General features: G+C 63.9%; 17 protein-coding genes. 10 read left to right on the top strand and 7 right to left on the bottom strand.

The features are described from left to right. Positions 1 to 8 precede the first annotated feature (8 nt). The 4 genes from NKJ15_RS21390 to NKJ15_RS21375 all read right to left on the bottom strand — a co-directional run bounded on the left by NKJ15_RS21390 (position 9) and on the right by NKJ15_RS21375 (position 4362). Positions 9 to 1043: a hypothetical protein gene (locus NKJ15_RS21390; RefSeq protein WP_352817400.1), complete on the bottom strand. Its 1035-nt coding sequence runs from the start codon at positions 1041 to 1043 to the stop codon at positions 9 to 11. Continuing rightward, entirely contained in the window at positions 1043 to 2023 is a 981-nt protein-coding gene (locus NKJ15_RS21385; protein ID WP_352817397.1) for a hypothetical protein, read from the bottom strand. Before NKJ15_RS21385 ends, NKJ15_RS21390 begins: the two co-directional genes overlap by 1 nt. A 142-nt stretch (positions 2024 to 2165) precedes the next feature. Beyond that, positions 2166 to 2318 carry a hypothetical protein gene (locus NKJ15_RS21380; RefSeq protein ID WP_352474399.1) on the bottom strand — a complete coding sequence of 51 codons (153 nt, stop codon included), beginning with the start codon at positions 2316 to 2318 and terminating at the stop codon, positions 2166 to 2168. Positions 2319 to 2979: 661 nt separating this feature from the next. After that, entirely contained in the window at positions 2980 to 4362 is a 1383-nt protein-coding gene (locus NKJ15_RS21375; RefSeq protein WP_352541563.1) for an FAD-binding oxidoreductase, read from the bottom strand. A 225-nt stretch (positions 4363 to 4587) separates the two neighbouring features. On the opposite strand from NKJ15_RS21375, the gene NKJ15_RS21370 reads away from it, so the two are divergent. Further along, on the top strand, positions 4588 to 5595 hold the full coding sequence (locus NKJ15_RS21370) for an AraC family transcriptional regulator (RefSeq protein WP_352817395.1): 1008 nt from the start codon (positions 4588 to 4590) through the stop codon (positions 5593 to 5595). Positions 5596 to 5726: 131 nt separating this feature from the next. Here the strand turns inward: NKJ15_RS21370 and efp are convergent, their stop codons facing one another. Continuing rightward, the gene (gene efp / locus NKJ15_RS21365) at positions 5727 to 6293 is read right to left on the bottom strand and encodes an elongation factor P (RefSeq protein WP_023674374.1); all 567 of its coding nucleotides are present in this window, start codon (positions 6291 to 6293) and stop codon (positions 5727 to 5729) included. 114 nt (positions 6294 to 6407) lie between these two features. Between efp and epmA the strand changes: the two genes are divergently transcribed. From epmA to lpxK, 8 genes are all read left to right on the top strand, one after another. Beyond that, positions 6408 to 7454 (top strand): EF-P lysine aminoacylase EpmA, encoded by a 1047-nt coding sequence (gene epmA / locus NKJ15_RS21360; RefSeq protein WP_352817393.1) that lies wholly within the window; start codon positions 6408 to 6410, stop codon positions 7452 to 7454. 89 nt (positions 7455 to 7543) lie between these two features. Next, on the top strand, positions 7544 to 8491 hold the full coding sequence (locus tag NKJ15_RS21355; RefSeq protein ID WP_352817390.1) for a DUF8692 domain-containing protein: 948 nt from the start codon (positions 7544 to 7546) through the stop codon (positions 8489 to 8491). 253 nt (positions 8492 to 8744) lie between these two features. Next, the gene (locus NKJ15_RS21350; RefSeq protein ID WP_352457105.1) at positions 8745 to 10088 is read left to right on the top strand and encodes a TldD/PmbA family protein; all 1344 of its coding nucleotides are present in this window, start codon (positions 8745 to 8747) and stop codon (positions 10086 to 10088) included. Continuing rightward, a complete protein-coding gene (locus NKJ15_RS21345) occupies positions 10075 to 10893 on the top strand; it encodes a 3'(2'),5'-bisphosphate nucleotidase CysQ (RefSeq protein WP_352817388.1) in 819 nt (272 codons plus the stop codon). The genes NKJ15_RS21350 and NKJ15_RS21345 overlap by 14 nt, the downstream gene beginning before the upstream one ends. Positions 10894 to 10954: 61 nt before the next feature. Continuing rightward, entirely contained in the window at positions 10955 to 11200 is a 246-nt protein-coding gene (locus tag NKJ15_RS21340; protein WP_023674378.1) for a DUF4170 domain-containing protein, read from the top strand. 5 nt (positions 11201 to 11205) lie between these two features. Beyond that, positions 11206 to 11985 (top strand): lysophospholipid acyltransferase family protein, encoded by a 780-nt coding sequence (locus NKJ15_RS21335; protein ID WP_023717166.1) that lies wholly within the window; start codon positions 11206 to 11208, stop codon positions 11983 to 11985. Continuing rightward, positions 11982 to 13298: a lipid IV(A) 3-deoxy-D-manno-octulosonic acid transferase gene (waaA, locus tag NKJ15_RS21330; protein ID WP_352474386.1), complete on the top strand. Its 1317-nt coding sequence runs from the start codon at positions 11982 to 11984 to the stop codon at positions 13296 to 13298. The genes NKJ15_RS21335 and waaA overlap by 4 nt, the downstream gene beginning before the upstream one ends. 1 nt (position 13299) lies before the next feature. Next, positions 13300 to 14328 (top strand): tetraacyldisaccharide 4'-kinase, encoded by a 1029-nt coding sequence (lpxK, locus tag NKJ15_RS21325; RefSeq protein WP_352685490.1) that lies wholly within the window; start codon positions 13300 to 13302, stop codon positions 14326 to 14328. Positions 14329 to 14574: 246 nt separating this feature from the next. On the opposite strand, the gene NKJ15_RS21320 is transcribed toward lpxK, so the two are convergent. After that, positions 14575 to 14808, bottom strand: coding sequence for a DUF2093 domain-containing protein (locus NKJ15_RS21320; protein WP_352817384.1), 234 nt, complete (start codon positions 14806 to 14808; stop codon positions 14575 to 14577). 118 nt (positions 14809 to 14926) lie between these two features. Next, complete coding sequence (locus NKJ15_RS21315; RefSeq protein WP_352817382.1) at positions 14927 to 15853, bottom strand: LysR family transcriptional regulator; 927 nt, start codon at positions 15851 to 15853, stop codon at positions 14927 to 14929. Positions 15854 to 15943: 90 nt separating this feature from the next. On the opposite strand from NKJ15_RS21315, the gene NKJ15_RS21310 reads away from it, so the two are divergent. Beyond that, positions 15944 to 16837: a DMT family transporter gene (locus NKJ15_RS21310; protein ID WP_352817380.1), complete on the top strand. Its 894-nt coding sequence runs from the start codon at positions 15944 to 15946 to the stop codon at positions 16835 to 16837. Positions 16838 to 17038 lie beyond the last annotated feature (201 nt).

Here is a 17038-nt window from a genome sequence, read left to right as displayed (position 1 = left end):
TGACTGGCTTAGTGCGGAGGCTGATCTGGCCGGACGGTGTCGTTGCAGCCGTCAACATAGGGATGGACCGACCACCGGGAGCGGGGCCGGGCCTGTTGCGCCTTGGTGAGCGGATCCTGAGACTGCGCGTAGCCGTCTTGGTAGCCCCGAACGATTTCGTCGATATCGTCGGGCCAGTCGCCGTCCCATGGCCGTCCCAGAATCTGGGCCTGCTGGACCGGATGCAGTTCGTTGTGGCCTTCATGAAAGCTGTCGTGGATGTGTCCGGCATCATAGACCCACCGGCCGGTCACCCCCAGGATTGTCGCTCCGGTTCCGTCGCCCTTGTTGGTCTCGATGCTCGGCAAGCCGGCATCGCTCGGACTGGCGGTGTCCGAACTGCTGAAGGCCGCGCCGAGCAGCGAGGCGAGCAAGGCGAGAAGCGCCAGCACGTAGGCAACGACCGCGCCGACGCCCGACATGCATACCGCCAGCGCAATCAATGCCGCGGCTAGGGCGAGGATGTTGACGGTCTGCAGGTCATGGATCGATGCCCCTTCTAACTCCACATGCAGCGCCTCTGACTTTACTCCGGTCACCTTGTCCTCCGCCGGGTTCCCCGTGAACAGAAAGCCGTGCGAGGAGGTGATTGCGTTTTCGGCCATCAGATAGCCGAACGGGGCACTGGCGGCGGCAACGGCCTGGGAGACGCCCACCGGGTTGTTCGGCAGCAGCAAATTGAGGCTGTAGTCGGAGTCCAGGCTTCCTGGCCAGGTCTTTTCCGACGGCGGCTCGATGCTGATGACCATGCCGACGATACTCACCGGCTCGCCCAGGCAAACCAGCCGTTTGTTGAGCCACCAGTCGCAATAAGCGAGAATCCACACAATCTCAGTCACCACCAGCGCGATCGGTATGCACCACGGCTCGCCCATCGCGACCACCACCACGACCATCACGGCTGCGAATATGCCGCTGGTAATCGCCGCGCTGATGTACTGGTTGACCGAAATCACCTCGTCGGCGGTCGTGCACTTGGTCCAGGATTTGTCGTCGGTGGCCATCACGGCTCCAAGCTGCTGAGGACGGTCAAGGTGACGCCGCCGCTGGCGCGGTCACCCTCGTCAAACGCATTCAGATTGAGGGCTTGCCGGCCGGTCCAGCCGTCCGGCGGCGTAGCGACCGCCGTGATCGTCACCTGTTCGCCCGGCGCCAGCGACGGCAGGTCAGGCGAAATCTCGACCTTCCAGCCCGGCGGCAGGGGATGAGCTGACGGCAAGTGTGCCGCCAGCCGGCGCTTTTGCTCCGCCTTGGCGGTCTCTTCCGTTGGCTGCCGGTCGTCGCGACAGGGGCCGAGCGGCGGAATTGTGTAGGCATCGACGGTGAACCGGTACCGATGCGGCCGACGGGTAGCGTTGCGCAACTCGAATTGAAATGTTGCTGGCGACTGGGCCAGTCCGACATCGGTATTTTCTTGCCCGCGATTGTTGGCGAAGTTGGCGTCATCGGCCGGATCGAGCAAAGCTTGCAGGCAATAGTGACCTGCTTGCCGCGGCGTATGCCAGTCGAAGGAGACGAACCCAGGCTGGCTGGCGGATCCGATCACCCCGACCGAGACCGGCCTGGTGGCTATCGGATTCGACACGGTTCCGATGCCAAACGACAGATAGGACAGATGGACCGGCATCTGGACGACGACGGCATCCGGGGAGGCGTTCCAGACGCGAACCCGCACCTCGTAGTCGGTGTCCGCCTGCAACCTGCCGGCGGGAACGGGCACACCACCCTGGCGTAGCTCGATATCGGGATTATCCCAGGTGACCGCGAGACCAAGGCCGATCAGGTAATACTGATCGTAGATCAGCGGGTCAGGCCGGCAGAAAGCAGGGTGATCGATCGGTACGCAATGCGCCCGGGACCCTTTCTGGTCGACCCGGCGGTCGCCCCCTAGCCGCCACCGGCGACAGAAACGGCGAGCCATCTCGATCAGTGCCGGAATCCAGGCGGAGAACAGTGCTCGCAGGATTGCCGCTATTCCTCGCATCGACTTCCCCTCTGAAGCTAACGCAGGGCAACGCTCTGATAACAACGGGATTCGCGCGGCAACAGTGTATTGGAGTGTCAGACGACTGGTGCCGTTTGTACTCTGGTCAGACGAATAAAGCTGGGCTCGAACGGTACGCGGGCTATTTCCGCGCGAAGAAACCGCGCGCGAACTGCACGATGTGCTTGTGGAATGCGAGCGCCAATATTGCGACAACGGCAAGTATGTAGAGAGCTTCGGTCGATCCGTCGCCGCCGTCAGGGGAAATACCAAACCAACTCTCGATGAAATCCATGAACAGATTCCCTCCGCGCAAACTTGCGACCGATGTTCAGCATAGCTCTTCAGCTTGTCCCGGTGTCAAGTAGGGATGCATTGCCATCCACATAAATCCAGTAAAGACCGTTGTGCCGAATTGTCTGCTGCCGAATTGTCTGCTGTTTGTCGATAAACCTGAGAATTTGCCTAAAGTTGCTAAAAATTGTCGCGGCTTATTGATGCACAACTGAAGGAAAGCTTTGTATCTCGGTCATTTCCGGGTCATTTTGTCGATCATGTGCGAACGATCAAGTCAATGATGGTGTCGCCAAACAGGTCCGGACTTGTGCATGGACAGTACGCGGCCCACCACGATCAGAAACGCGGGGTAGCCTGAAAAGCAGCCGGCATGGCTCATTGGACGCCATTCGGCGGTCGTCTGGCCTGGTTTCAAATGTAGTCAGCTCTCGAACGTGCCCCGCGGCGTCGTCACGCTGTCGGCTGTTGACAGGAAAGAGGCGTTTGAAAAATCACCGGCGGTCGAGGCAGCAGAAGTCACCATGCCGTATTTCGCCCGGGACACCACGATTCCGGCGAGATGCTGGTCTGGATCAGAGCGTCCTGACCGGCAAGCTATCGTACCGGCCGAGCCTTAGCTGGGCCGGCCGGTACGCTTGCCGGCCTGACGAGAGCCGCCGTCAAGCAGCCGGTCGAATGTTTTGGTTCACCCGGAAGAGGTTGTTCGGGTCGTATTTCTTTTTCAGCGTAGCCAGGCGCTCATAGTTGTCGCCATAAGCCGCCTTGAGCCTTGCATCGCCCTCGTCATCCATCATGAAGTTCAGGTAGGCGCCACCCAGATCGAACGGATGCACGGCCTCCCAGTAGGCCTTGGTCCAGCGCGTCACCGGCCCCGCTTTCTGTGGGTCCGGATCGATCCCGGCGATGACCATCGACCAGGTCGCATCACGGTAATTCCAGGGTGTCTCGTCTTTGCCGACGCGATGGACCGCACCATCGATCGGGTAGAGATGCATGAGCGATAGCTCGCTCGGCGTCTTCGCCGCCTGCTCGAGATGGGCGTCGATCGCCTCGTCGGACAGCGTCTTGACGAAATCGCCCCGCCAGTACCACTGCATTCCCTTCGGGTAGAGCCCATCGAACATGCTCTGCACCGCGGGATAGGGCATCGTTCCCATCCAGTTGAACCAGGGCGCGGGCAGCGCATCGAGCAGCGGGGCCAGTGCCTCTCTGCCCTTTTCCTCCGGGCCGTTGTAGCAGCACATCAGCAGACACATCCGCTTTCCCCAAAACTCTTCCGGGAAGGGTGCGCTCGAGAGGACGGTCTTGAGCCCGAGAAAGATCCCGAGTTCTTCGGGCGCGTTCGGCAGGAACTCGCGATAATGCTGCATGATGGTGCGGGCGTGGCGCTGATCCCATGCGATCGGCCCCGCAAAGACCATGCTGACCCGGTGGAGCCTGAACACAAAGCTGGTGACGATGCCGAAATTGCCGCCGCCGCCGCGAAGCGCCCAGAACAGGTTGGGGTTCCGCTCCTTGCTGGCGGTGACGAAGCTTCCGTCGGCAAGCACGACATCGGCCTCGACCAGGTTATCGATGGTCAGGCCATATTTGCGCGTCAGATAGCCATGGCCGCCGCTCAGCGTCAGTCCGGCGACCCCGGTGGTCGAGATGATGCCCGCCGGTACGGCCAGGCCAAAGGCATGGGTGGCATGGTCGAGGTCGCCCTGAGTGCAGCCCGGGCCTACCCGCGCCGTGCGGGCATCCGGATCGACGCGCACGCCGTTCATCGCCGACAGGTCGATCACCAGACCGTCGTCGCAGCTCCCCAATCCTGGTCCATTATGGCCGCCGCCACGTACCGCAACCAGCAAATTGTTGTCGCGGCCGAAATTCACCGCTGTGATTACGTCGGCGACGTCGACACAGCGGGCGATGATCAGCGGCCGCTTGTCGATCATGCCGTTGTAGAGCTTGCGGGCCTCGTCATAGCGGGCGTCGCCGGCGCGGATGACTTCGCCTCGCAGGCTTGCTGCGAATTTGGTGATGTCTTCATCGTTCATGACATTCCTCCCTGTTATTGGACCTGTCGGCCGGCCGATGAAACGCTAATCCCGTCCGCTGTTCCCGCAAATGTCACATCGTCCATTTCTGTTGCCCGATCGTTCAGAGTAGGATTAGACCGGATGGATAGTTGCTCGGGCGGCCATATTGCCGGATAGTTCGAGATGCCTGGCGGAAAAACTCGTTGTCAAAGGGAGTAGCCGATCGTTTCCGGAGGTGTAGCGATGGATGTCCTTTCCGATGTGCTCCGAGCCGTTCGCCTCACCGGTGCGATCTATTTCGACGTTGACGCCAGCTCTCCCTGGGTCGGCGAGTCGCCGGGCACGGCCGACATTGCCGCCGCCATCATGCCGGAGGCAGAGCACATCATTTCTTTTCATGCCGTGATGTCGGGCTCGTGCTGGGCCGCGCTGGGAGACGATTCGGTGCCCCCGGTGCTCGTGAACGCCGGTGATGTCGTTGTCTTCCCCGGTGGTGTTCCGAACGTGTTGAGCTCCTCGCCGGGGGCGCGGGGCGAACCCAATATGGCGATGTATTATCGGCCGATAGACGAGAGCCTGCCGTTCGCGGTGATCCATGGTGGCGGCGGAGACGAGCGGACCCGGTTCATTTGCGGGTATCTTGGCTGCGATGCACGTCCCTTCAATCCTCTCCTGGCCGCATTGCCGGCCATCCTGTGTGCCCGCAAGCCCGCCGATGGAAGCAGTTGGGTTATCGACCTTTTTCGGCTGGCGCTGGCCGAAGGTGGCAGTGGGCGGGCGGGCTGTGAGACGATCCTCGCCAAGCTGAGCGAGCTGATGTTTGTCGAGATCATCCGCCGCCATCTCGAGACCCTGCCCGACGATTCGCGCGGCTGGCTGTCAGGCCTACGGGATCCACATGTCGGCGAGGCGCTCCGGCTCATCCACGCTCGCCCCAGGGAGGAATGGACATTGGACCGGCTCGCCCGCGAAGTAGGGCTCTCGCGCACGGCGTTTGCGAGCCGCTTTACCCACTATGTCGAGGTCTCGCCCATGCACTATCTTGCTCGCTGGCGTCTACAACTGGCAGGACGCTTGCTCGAACGCCCCGAAATGAGCATCGCGCAAGCGGGTGCCGAGGTCGGCTACGAGTCGGAAGCCGCCTTCAATCGCGCCTTCAAAAAGTTCGTCGGCATTCCACCTGGCACCTGGCGAAAGGGACGGTCGGCGTTGCTCGAGGCTCAGAGATTGCCCACTGGCGTCGTGCAATAGGAAAGAACTGGCAGGGCGTTGACGCTTCGGTCCGCGTGCAGCGTCCCAATGCTCGAAAGCCCCTGGCACAAAGCGGTAGACGATGACCGGCCGCCGCGACGCCTTCGGCGAGGCGTGTCAGACTTCGCGCCTTAATCCTTCGCGCGCTCGACATAGGCGCCATCGGCGGTCATCACCACGACGCGGGTGCCGGCACTGATGTGTGGCGGCACCAGGGTACGCACGCCGTTGGACAGCGTTGCCGGCTTGTAGGACGAGGACGCCGTCTGGCCCTTGGTCACCGGCTCGGTCTCGACCACCTCGAAAGTGGCGCGCTGCGGCAGTACCAGCGAGATGGCGATGTTGTTGTATTGCGAGATCTGCACCGGCATGCCTTCCACCAGATAGGGCGCCATGTCGCCGACCACGCTTTCCGGCACCGCGACCTGGTCGTAAGTCTCCGGATTCATGAAGTGAAAGCCTTCGCCGTCACGGTAGAGGAACGTGTGCTCGCGCTCCTCGACATAGGCGCGCTCGACCTGCTCGGTGGTGCGGTAACGCTCGGAAACCTTTACCCCGTCGGAGATACGCCGCATGTCGAGCTGGGTGACCGGCGTACCCTTGCCAGGATGAATGTTTTCGGCAAAGAGGATCACATAAAGCTTGCCGTCCTTTTCGACGACGTTGCCTTTGCGTAAGGAGCTGGCGATGACCTTCACGGGTTTCCATCCTGATAAAATTTGTTGGCGCAAATCGGCTGGAGAGGCCGTTGCGTGCGGCCTAGCGCATCTTGGCCGCAATCGCCAGCCCTCTGTGCAATTCCCCTGAAGCCGATGACCGCCGCCTCGCCGTGGTGGACGCCGCATGTCCACGCCGACCGCCGGCCGCGGCTAATCCTGCGCAATGCCATTGCCGCCGGGACGCGCGACTGGTTCGCCCGCCGCGACTTCGTCGAGGTGGATACATCGGCCCTGCAGGTCTCGCCCGGCAATGAAGCGCACCTGTCGGCCTTTGCCACCGAGGCGATCGGGCCGGACGGGCAGCGCCAGCCGCTCTACCTCCACACGTCGCCGGAATTCGCCTGCAAGAAGCTGCTTGCCGCCGGCGAGGAGCGCATCTTCAGCCTCGGGGCTGTCTGGCGCAACCGCGAGCGCGGCCCCTTGCACCATCCTGAGTTCACCATGCTCGAATGGTACCGTGTCGGCGAGACCTATGAGAGCCTGATGCGCGATTGCGCCGAGCTCGTAGCGCTGGCGGCCGAACGGGCCGGAGCGAAGCGTTTTAGCTTCCGCGGCCGCGAGGCCGATCCGTTCGCCGGGCCGGAACGGTTGAGCGTCGCCGAAGCTTTCATGCGCCATGCCGGCATCGATCTGCTGGCGACGGTTGCCGCCGATGGCAGCACCGACCGCGCGGGGTTGCATGCCGCCCTGGTCCAGGCCGGATTGCGGACCGCGCCCGACGACAATTGGGCCGACCTGTTCAGCCGGGTGATGGTCGAAAAAATCGAGCCAGCGCTGGGGCAGGGGCGCGCTACCATTCTTTTCGGATATCCGATCTCGGAGGCGGCACTGGCCAGGCCGAGCGCCGACGATCCACGCACCGCCGAGCGCTTCGAGCTCTATTGCTGCGGCATCGAACTCGCCAACGCCTTTGGCGAATTGACCGATCCGGCCGACCAGCGCCGACGCTTTGCCGCCGAAATGGATGAGAAGCAGCGCGTCTATGGCGAACGCTACCCGATCGACGAGGATTTCCTCGCCGCGCTCGCCATCATGCCGCAGGCGAGCGGCGCGGCGCTCGGCTTCGACCGGCTGGTGATGCTCGCCACCGGCGCGCTCAGGATCGACGACGTGATCTGGACGCCGGTGGCTGGTCCCTGAGGAAGGTTGGACAAGCCGATCTCGCCCGGCTTGAAAGCCAGGATTAGATGGTCGGTCCAGGCCGCCGCCGGCTCCGTCGAGCCAGAAGATTGGCGACGACCAGGAGGATTATCGACAGCCCCATCATCAGCGTGGCGGCGGCGCTATTGCCGGGGAGAGCTTTCGCGCAAGCCGATGAACATTTCGAGCGGCATGGTGCGTTGGTTGGCGCTGGCCAGGAACTGCACCGCGACGACCTCGTCATGTGCGACGCTGCAACCGTTCCGTGTGTTGCCACGATCATGGTGGGCCGGCATAGTGCTGGCGGGGTTCTCGGCGCCGCGGAGCTATCGGCCGTCGTACTCAGAATGGCCTTCGGCACAATGCCAGACAAAAACGCGCTGAACGCAAAACATAGCAGCGAATGGACAATGTCCTGGCGCCTGGTCATACTTGCGGCCGTGGCGATTAATGTTGTGATGCTCTTGGCCGCGCTGTTCGTCGCGCAAACTCTTGGTCTGGACGCTACAATCTTCTATCGAGATCCATCTGCAGCCGCCGATGTCGGCTTCTATACGGGGTGGATTTCGTCCCTAGGTGCTTCACTGTGGATCGGCACCGGCGCGGCGACCCTGTTTGCCGGTCTGCTCACGCACCGATGGGATTGCACGTTTCTCGGCGGCCTTACCTTGGTCATGGGCCTCGATGACCTGTTGTTGATCCATGAGGACGTGCTGCCGTTTGTCGCGATACCAGAGATTGTTACGATGATTGCCTACGCCGTCGCCGGGTTGTTCTGGTTCTTTCGGCTGCGACGGAAGACATTCGACGGCTCGATCGTATTTGTGGCCGCAGGCTTCCTACTCGCGATGTCAGCAGCGATCGACCAGCTGGGAGAGCTGTTTCCTAGCCCGGGTTCGGCGGTCGACATCGCCGAAGACGCTGTCAAAGAGCTTGGCATCTTCCTTTGGGCGGCAGGTGCCGTCGGGTACGCGGCGATGGTGACACGGTTGGGCCGCCCGTGGGTGGATCCAGCCGATCCCAACTCTACAGGCTGACGGTCGCACACGCCGCATCTTCGACTCGTCGCCGGCAGCGGTGCCGCCGTCGCGGCTTTCGGTCACGGCCACCTCGGATCTAAGCCGTCCTTTGTGCGTCTGGAAGGACGCACCATCTCTGGGTCGGTCGCGCCGACCTGGGGCTAGATGCCTCCTGATTGTCCGCTTCTCCCATTGCAGAAGCGGCATCGGGACAATAGATGGTGCAGCAGCGGCTGCCCTTCAGCCGGCCGGAAATAACAGGATCATGCGCATGACCGATACGCTCGACGCAGCGAAACTGACCGATCGCGTCGCGGCCCTGGTCGAGGCTGCCAAACGGGCCGGCGCCGATGCCGCCGATGCCGTTGCGGTACGCGGCCGCTCGACCGGCGTGTCGGTGCGGCTTGGCAAGGTCGAAGGCACAGAGGCGTCCGAGAGCGAGGACGTCTCGCTGCGCGTCTTCGTCGGCAAGCGGGTAGCCAGCGTTTCGGCAACAGCGGCATCCGACCCCAATATGCTGGCCGAGCGCGCGGTCGCCATGGCCAAGGTGTCCCCCGAGGATCCCTATCAGGGCCTCGCCGACCCGGCCTTGCTGGTCAAGAAACCGCGCGACCTCGATCTGTTCGACGCCACCGAGGTGTCGGCGGACCAGTTGAAGGAAGCAGCGCTTGCCGCCGAAGCGGCGGCGCTTGCCGTCAAGGGCGTCACCAATTCGGCCGGCAGTGGCGCCAGTGCCGGGCTTGGCGGCCTGGTGCTCGCCACCTCGCACGGCTTCGTCGGCCACTACGTCGCCTCGCGTTTTTCGCGCTCGACCAGCGTGATCGCCGGCGAGGGCACCGGCATGGAGCGCGACTACGAATTCTCCTCGCGCCAGCATTTTTCCGATCTCGACGCGCCGGAAGACATCGGCCGCAAGGCCGGTGAGCGCGCTGTACGCCGCATTGGCGCGCGCAAGGCGGCGACCGGGCCTGTCGACGTGGTGTTCGATCCGCGTGTGGCGCGCGGCATTGCCGGCCACCTTGCCGGTGCCATCAATGGCGCCGCGGTGGCGCGCAAGACCAGCTTTCTCCGCGACATGATGGGCAAGAAGGTGGCTTCGGCCGCAATCACCGTCACCGACGAGCCGCTCCGGCGCCGTGGACAGGCCTCGCGCCCGTTCGACGGCGAAGGCGTCGAGGGCGAAAAACTGTTCATGGTCGACAAGGGCGTGCTCAACCACTGGTTCCTGTCGACTTCGGCGGCTCGGGAACTTGGCCTCGTCACCAATGGGCGCGGCTCGCGCAGCGGCTCGTCGGTCTCGCCGTCGTCGACCAATCTCGCCATCGAGCCCGGGGAAAATACGCCGGAAGAGCTGATCAAGTCGCTCAAGACCGGCTTCTACGTCACCGAAGTGTTCGGCCAGGGCGTCGACATGGTGACCGGCGAATATAGCCGCGGCGCTTCCGGCTTCTGGATCGAAAATGGCGAGCTGGCCTATCCCGTCGCCGAGGTGACCATCGCCTCCAATCTGAAGACGATGTTCCTCAACATGGTTCCGGCGAGCGATCTCGACCGCAATTTCGGCACCGCCGCGCCCACGCTTTTGATCGAAGGAATGACCCTTGCCGGAGCTTGACCCGGCCGTCTCAGCCGGCGCTACTGAAGACCTGCAGCTGTTGCGCGATGCCGCCCGCGAGGCGGGGCTCATCGCCATGCAATACTTCAACAACAATCCGCAAGTGTGGATGAAGGGCGGCACCTCGCCGGTCAGCGAAGCCGATCACGCCGCCGACAAATATCTGCGCGAGACCTTGCTGGCGGCCCGGCCGGATTATGGCTGGCTGTCGGAGGAAACCGTCGACGACCCGGTAAGGCTTGTCGCGCGCCGCACCCTCGTCGTCGATCCGATCGACGGCACGCGCGGCTTCCTCGAGGGCCTGCCCACATGGTGCGTCAGCGTCGCTGTGGTCGAGAACGGCCGAACGCTTGCCGGCGTACTCGACTGCCCGGCGAAGGGCGAAATCTATTGGGCGCTGCCGGGCGTGGGCGCGTTCCTGAACGGCAGGCGCATCAGCGTGCGTCCGCCGGCGGAAACGGCCGAAATCGCCGGACCGAAGGCGATGATCGACCTGATGCCGGCGAAATGGCACAAACGGCTGAAGCGCGTGCCCTATATTCCTTCGCTCGCCTACCGGCTGGCGATGATCGCCGGCGGCCAGCTCGATGCCACCTTCGTCAAGGCCAACGCACATGACTGGGACATCGCCGCGGCCGATCTCATCCTGCGCGAGGCAGGCGGCGCCTTGCTCGATCGGCATGGCCGCGCGCCGCTCTATGCCGGCGAAGTGATCCGTCACGGACCGCTCGCCGCCGGCAGCGGCGAACTCCTCGCCGTGCTCGCCGGCGTCATCGCCGGGCTGACAATTGACCACTATCAATAGTTCCAAAGTCGGCGGCTTTGGTCTAGACCTGTCCCAAACTCACGATATGTGAAGGATCGACATGGCCGCTGAAGACGGAAAGAAGCAGCTTTTGCACCTGGTGTTCGGCGGCGAACTCAAGAAGCTGGGCGGCACCGAATTCCGCGATCTCGACGCGCTCGATATTGTCGGCATTTATCCGGATTACCAATCGGCGCACGCCGTCTGGAAGGCCAAGGCGCAAGCTAGCGTCGACAATGCCCATATGCGCTATTTCGTCGTTCACCTGCACCGCCTCCTCGACCCCGAAAACAAGGCTGTCGGTTGACATCGATGAACCATGAAGCGGTCAAGCGATCAGCCCCGCGGTCGGCGGTCAGACGTCGCAAGCCGAAGACGTTCTGGCGCAAGATCCGCGAACCGCTGGCGCAGTCGCGATTCGTCAAGAATGCGCTTGCCGCGCTGTTTGCGTATTTCGTCCGCCTTGTCCGCTTGACCAACCGCATGGTTGACGGATCGGCCAAGTTTTCCGGCGGCGCCTATGCGCAGCTCGAGCCTGGCATCATCGCGCTCTGGCACGGCCAGCACCTGCTGACCCCGGCCTACTATCCCAAGGGACGGCCGCTGGTTGCCATGGTATCGCGCAGCGCCGATGCCGAGCTCAACGCGCTGATGGTCGAGAAATTCGGCATCGAGGCGGTGCGCGGCTCTGGCGGGCGCGAAAGCGCAAGGCATCTCGACAAGGGCGGGGCCAAGGCGCTCATCGCCCTCAAAAAGTCGCTCGCCACCGGCAAGAATGTCGCCATGATTGCTGATATTCCCCACGGCACGCCGCGCGATGCGGGGCTCGGCGTCGTCCTTCTGGCGCGGCTGTCCGGCCGGCCGATCCTGCCTGCCGCGATAGCCACCAGCCGCCGCAAGGTGATCGAGGGCAGCTGGGACAAGACGACGATCAACCTGCCCTTCGGCCGCTCCTCGATCGTCGTCGGCACGCCTGTCTTCGTGCCGGCCAACGCCGACGCCGCCGAAATGGAACGCAAGCGCCAGGAGGTCACGGCCTCGCTTAATGCCGCGACCGCCGAGGCCTATCGCCTTGTGGACGGTTCGAAATGAGTGTGCGCTGGGCGCGCGCCTTCCTGACCGCATACCGTTTCGCCGGGGCCGCCGCCTACCCGTTGGCCGGGCCTTATGTCGCCTGGCGCACTTCCAGAGGCAAGGAGGATCGCATTCGCCGGCGCGAACGCTACGGCGTCGCTGGACGCGAGCGCCCCGAAGGCCCGGTGATCTGGATCCATGCAGCCAGCGTCGGCGAGACCATCGCCGTCGTGCCGCTGGTCGAGAGCATTCTCGATTACGGCGTCAACATCGTGCTGACGACGGGCACGGTCACCTCGGCGCAGGTCGCCGAAGAACGGCTGGGCGACCGCATCATCCACCAATATGTGCCGCTCGACCTCAAGCCGGCGGTCAGTCGCTTCCTCGATCATTGGCAGCCGGACCTGGCGATCATCGCCGAATCGGAGATCTGGCCGATGACCATCCTGGAACTCGGCGCCCGCCGCGTGCCGCAGGTTCTGGTCAACGGCAGGCTGTCCGACCGCTCTTTCAAGTCCTGGAAGAAGCGCGCCAACATTGCCGAAGCATTGTTCGAAAATCTCGCCCATGTCGTCGCCCAGTCGGATCTCGATGGCGAGCGCTTCCTTTCGCTCGGCGCCCGGCCGGTCACTGTATCCGGCAATCTCAAGGTCGACACCGCGCCGCCGCCGGCCGACGAGCGGGCACTGGCGGCGCTGAAACGCCAGATCGGCGGCCGCCCGACCTGGGCGGCGATCTCGACCCATGACGGCGAAGAGGCGGTCGCCGCCGAAGTTCACGCCATGCTGCACAAGCGCCACCACGGGCTTTTAACGATCATCGTGCCGCGCCATCCCGATCGCGCCGGGCAGCTGGCCGCCCAGATTTCCGGCATGGGCCTGAAGCTGGCGCAGCGCAGCAAGGGCGACAGGATCACCGCCGACACCGATATTCTGCTCGGCGACACGATCGGCGAGATGGGGCTTTATCTGAGGCTGACGGAAATTGCCTTTGTCGGCCGTTCGCTGACTTCCGAGGGCGGCCAGAACCCGCTGGAACCAGCCATGCTGGAGACAGCGGTGCTTGCCGGCCGCAACGTCCAGAATTTTCGCGAGGCCTATCAGCGCCTGCTCGATAGCGGCGGCGCCAAGCTGGTGCGCGACCGCGATATGCTGGCCGGCGCCGTTAATTTCCTTTTGACCAACGAGGCGGCCCGCCATGAGATGATGGCGGCGGGTGCGGCGACGGTCGACGAGATGCGCGGTGCGCTGGCGCATACGCTCAGGTCGCTCGAGCCCTATATCCAGCCGCTGGTCGTCAAGTCGCGCCTGAAGGGCGCGAACGGGCGCTGACGTGACCTCGGAAGCGCCGCCCTTCTGGTGGGAAGAGCCGGACTGGCGGGTCACGGCGCTGTCGCCGCTCTCCGCCGTCTATGCGCTTGTCGCCGGTCGCCGCATGCGGCACGCGCCGCGTGAAAAGGTCGAGGCGCCGGTGCTCTGCGTCGGCAACTTCACCGTCGGCGGCACCGGCAAGACGCCGGTGGCGATCGCGCTGGCCGAGCAGGCCAGGCGCATGCAGCTTAATCCGGGTTTCCTGTCGCGTGGCCATGGCGGCTCCTTCGCGCAGCCGCATATCGTCGATCCGCACCACGATGCCGCCAAGCATGTCGGCGACGAGCCGCTGCTTCTGGCCGAACACGCCCCGGTCGCGGTGACGCCGAACCGGGCCGCCGGCGCCAGGCTTCTGCTGGAGAAGCTCGGCTGCGATTTCCTGATCATGGATGACGGTTTTCAGAGCGCGCGCATCCACATCGACTATGCGCTCGTCGTCGTCGACGCGCGACATGGCATCGGCAATGGCCGCGTCATCCCCGGCGGGCCGCTGCGGGCAAAGATCGTCGACCAATTGGTCTTCACCAGCGCCTTGCTGAAGATGGGCGAGGGCACCGCGGCCGACACGGTCGTGCGCCAGGCAGCGCGCGCCGGCAGGCCGATCTTCGAGGCGCACACTGCCCCGAGCAGCAAGGTGACGCTGGCCGGCAGGCGTTTCCTGGCGTTCGCCGGCATTGGCCATCCCGACAGGTTTTTCGACACTGTCCGCGAGGCCGGCGGCGAGCTTGCGCTGACCAAATCGTTTCCTGACCATCATTTCTATGGGGAGGACGAACTTGCCGAATTGGCGGCGACGGCGCGTAAAGCCGGGCTTGGCCTCATTACCACCGCCAAGGACGCTGCCCGCCTGCGTCACGGCGCGGCGCCGCCGGAATTCCTCGACGGGCTCGATGTGCTGGAGATCGACACCGTCTTCGAGCTCGACCATGTGCCGCAACGCATCATCGACGAGACGCTGGACGCCTGGCGGCAGCGCCGGCTTAAAGGCTGACCAGAAGCTTGAGCACCGAGGCAATGCGGGACTGGAATTTGCAGCTTTCCGCCGGTCGAACGTATTTTGTTCTTGCTTTGTGCCGGCAGCTATGCTAGTAATTTGGGTATGGTGATGATTCGCCGGTGACCCGCCCTCGAGGCGGGTTTTTTATTTCAAGATAGCCTCTAAGGTTTCGGTGTTGCCGGCCTGACGCCGCGGCAGAGGGCGCAGGATCGCAACGGGGCGGCTTCCATTTGCGCTGGACTAGCGTCGGCGGCGCAGTTCCGGATGCGCTTCGATCTCGCGGCGCAGCGAGGCGGCGGCGTTCACATAGGGTTCCTGCCTGGTGACACTCCAGTATTTGAGCTCGTCGAGCGGGATGCTCTCGCCGGTCACCGCGCAGCGCACGAAGGCGCCGGGGCTGGTCACCTGGAAGTCGCCGTCGAGATAGCGGATGCGGGCTTCCTTGCCGCCGGGTCCTTCGAAACGGTTCATCATGGGGTGGTGCCGAAATTCATGACGATGTCATCGCCACAAATTGCGGCGAGGTCAAGCTTGACGTTGATGACGGCCGATCTCCCCCACAAGGGGAGAGATCAGCGCTTGTCCGTCGCTCCTAGCTCTCTACCTCAAGGAACGCTTCGATCTTCTCCGCTGGCAGCCCTGCCTGGACGGCGATGCGCCGGGCAAGCTCGGCGGCGGCGGCGCGCGGGCGCCCCAGCGGCCGGTCGAGCCAGTAGGATATCGGGCTTAGCGCACTGCGCTCGTCTACGGCGACGATGCGGCCCGATTTCAATTGGTCCACCGTCAACGGCGGACGTGCCAGCGCAATACCGAGCCCGTGCGCGGCGGCGTCGAGCACGAGGTTGTAGTCCTCGAAACGGCGGTCGTGCGGCCGCGGCCGATAGTCCATCTCCTGCGCCGCAAACCAGGCGCGCCAGGCCGAAGCGTCGGAATCGTTGATCAGCGGAAATTCGAGCAGCCGGGCAGGATCTCCGCGGCCGATCTCCCTGGCCAATTCCGGCGAGGCGACCGGGAACACATATTCTTCGAAAAGCTGCACCGAGATCCGGCCCGGAATGCGGCCGCGCCCGCAGCGGATCGACAGGTCGATGCCCTCGTCGGCAAGATCGCCCTGGCGGATGTCGACGTCGAGCACGATACGCAGCTTGGACGGGTGGTTCTCCAGCGCCGCCATGCGCGGCATCAGCCACAGCCCGCTGACCGAAGGGATCGAGGTCAGCCGCACCACCGCCGTGCCGCGCGGCTCGACCCAACGGTCCGAATTGCTGGCGATCAGGGCAAAGGCTTCGGTGGTGCGCAGATGCAGGCGATTGCCTTCGACCGTCAGAGAGACGCCGCGCGCGCCGCGATCGAAGACTTTCAGCCCAAGCCAGCCCTCAAGCTTGGCGATCTGCCGGCTGACGGCGCCGTGGGTGATGTTGAGCTTCTCGGCCGCCGCCGAAAAGCTGCCGGTCCGAGCCGCGGCGTCGAAGGCGCGCAGCGTTTCGAGCGGCAGCATCGGGTCTAAGCTGTGATCCATAGTCACAGGTGATCCTCGATTTGTTCGTTTGTCAACCGACCCGCAATAGCGTTTCTCTACTTCATGGCATTGGATCGCGAGGACACCCAGATGAGCGCTTACACCGGCACGTTGAATACGACACAGCGCATGGATGCCACGGCTGCCATCGCGGTGGCGCTGACGGTGGTCGGCTGGGCCTCCGCCTTTCCGGCGATCCGCGCCGGCCTTGCCGCTTTCGGGCCGCTGGAACTTGGCGCGCTGCGTTTTGCCATCGCCGCGGTTCCGGCGGCGATCTTCCTCGCGGTCAAGCGGCCGGCACTGCCCAGGCTCGATGAACTCTGGCGCTTTGTCTTCGGTGGTGCCGTCTTCGTCGCACTCTACACCGTGATGCTCAATTTCGGCGAGCTGACCGTTTCGGCCGGTGCGGCCGGCTTCATCATCAATGTCAGCCCGATCTTCACCGCCATCATGGCCATGGCGCTGCTCGGCGAACGCTTCTCGGGCCTGGCCTGGGCCGGCACATTCCTGTCCTTCGCCGGTATCGGGATCATCGCCATGGGCGAGGGGCAAGGGCTGCATTTCAACAGCGGTGCGCTGCTTGTCCTCGGCTCGGCGCTGTGCTCGGCCGTCAACACCATCGTCCAGAAGCCGCTGTTTGCCCGCCATCACCCGCTGACGATCTCGGCCTCGAACATGGTGCTTGGCGCGCTCTGCCTGTCGCCGTTCCTGCCGAGCGGTCTGGCGCAGGCGGCGGTCGCCGACACCGCCGGGCTCGGCGCCGTCATCTTTCTCGGCATCGTACCCAGCCTGATCGCCTACGCTGCCTGGGCAACAGCGCTTTCCCGCCTGCCCGCGGCGCGTGCCTCGAACTTCCTCTATCTGGTGTCGCCGATGGCGACGCTGATCGGCTTCTTCTGGCTGGGCGAGGTGCCGACGCTGCTTGGCATCTTCGGCGGCGCGCTGGCGCTGGGCGGCGTCATCGTGGTGAATTTGAAGAGGTGAGCAAAGGGTTTGGGGCTGTGCCTGACTCGAAATGAGCCGCTGTACAGCGGCTCTTTTCGTACCCCCACCCCGCTGCTTCGCAGCGACCCTCCCCCTTGAGGGCAGGGCTATCGCATATGAGTGATGGCATTGATGAGATAGTCGTCGTTCCAGGCGCATTTCTTGATGCGATGGCTGATGGGAACTTTGGCAGCATCGGCG

It is taken from the genome of Mesorhizobium sp. M0207, assembly GCF_040321995.1.
Classification (GTDB): Bacteria; Pseudomonadota; Alphaproteobacteria; order Rhizobiales; family Rhizobiaceae; genus Mesorhizobium.
This window is presented reverse-complemented; position numbering and strand designations above follow the sequence as displayed.

Excerpts from the sequence above, each read along its gene's own strand:
- NKJ15_RS21375 (WP_352541563.1), bottom strand. The coding sequence starts at position 4,362 with ATGAACGATGAAGACATCACCAAATTCGCAGCAAGCCTGCGAGGCGAA.
- NKJ15_RS21340 (WP_023674378.1), top strand. The coding sequence starts at position 10,955 with ATGGCCGCTGAAGACGGAAAGAAGCAGCTTTTGCACCTGGTGTTCGGC.
- NKJ15_RS21350 (WP_352457105.1), top strand. The coding sequence starts at position 8,745 with ATGACCGATACGCTCGACGCAGCGAAACTGACCGATCGCGTCGCGGCC.
- NKJ15_RS21335 (WP_023717166.1), top strand. The coding sequence starts at position 11,206 with ATGAACCATGAAGCGGTCAAGCGATCAGCCCCGCGGTCGGCGGTCAGA.
- waaA (WP_352474386.1), top strand. The coding sequence starts at position 11,982 with ATGAGTGTGCGCTGGGCGCGCGCCTTCCTGACCGCATACCGTTTCGCC.
- NKJ15_RS21320 (WP_352817384.1), bottom strand. The coding sequence starts at position 14,808 with ATGATGAACCGTTTCGAAGGACCCGGCGGCAAGGAAGCCCGCATCCGC.
- NKJ15_RS21380 (WP_352474399.1), bottom strand. The coding sequence starts at position 2,318 with ATGGATTTCATCGAGAGTTGGTTTGGTATTTCCCCTGACGGCGGCGAC.
- epmA (WP_352817393.1), top strand. The coding sequence starts at position 6,408 with ATGACCGCCGCCTCGCCGTGGTGGACGCCGCATGTCCACGCCGACCGC.
- NKJ15_RS21315 (WP_352817382.1), bottom strand. The coding sequence starts at position 15,853 with ATGGATCACAGCTTAGACCCGATGCTGCCGCTCGAAACGCTGCGCGCC.
- NKJ15_RS21310 (WP_352817380.1), top strand. The coding sequence starts at position 15,944 with ATGAGCGCTTACACCGGCACGTTGAATACGACACAGCGCATGGATGCC.
- NKJ15_RS21385 (WP_352817397.1), bottom strand. The coding sequence starts at position 2,023 with ATGCGAGGAATAGCGGCAATCCTGCGAGCACTGTTCTCCGCCTGGATT.
- NKJ15_RS21390 (WP_352817400.1), bottom strand. The coding sequence starts at position 1,043 with ATGGCCACCGACGACAAATCCTGGACCAAGTGCACGACCGCCGACGAG.
- NKJ15_RS21370 (WP_352817395.1), top strand. The coding sequence starts at position 4,588 with ATGGATGTCCTTTCCGATGTGCTCCGAGCCGTTCGCCTCACCGGTGCG.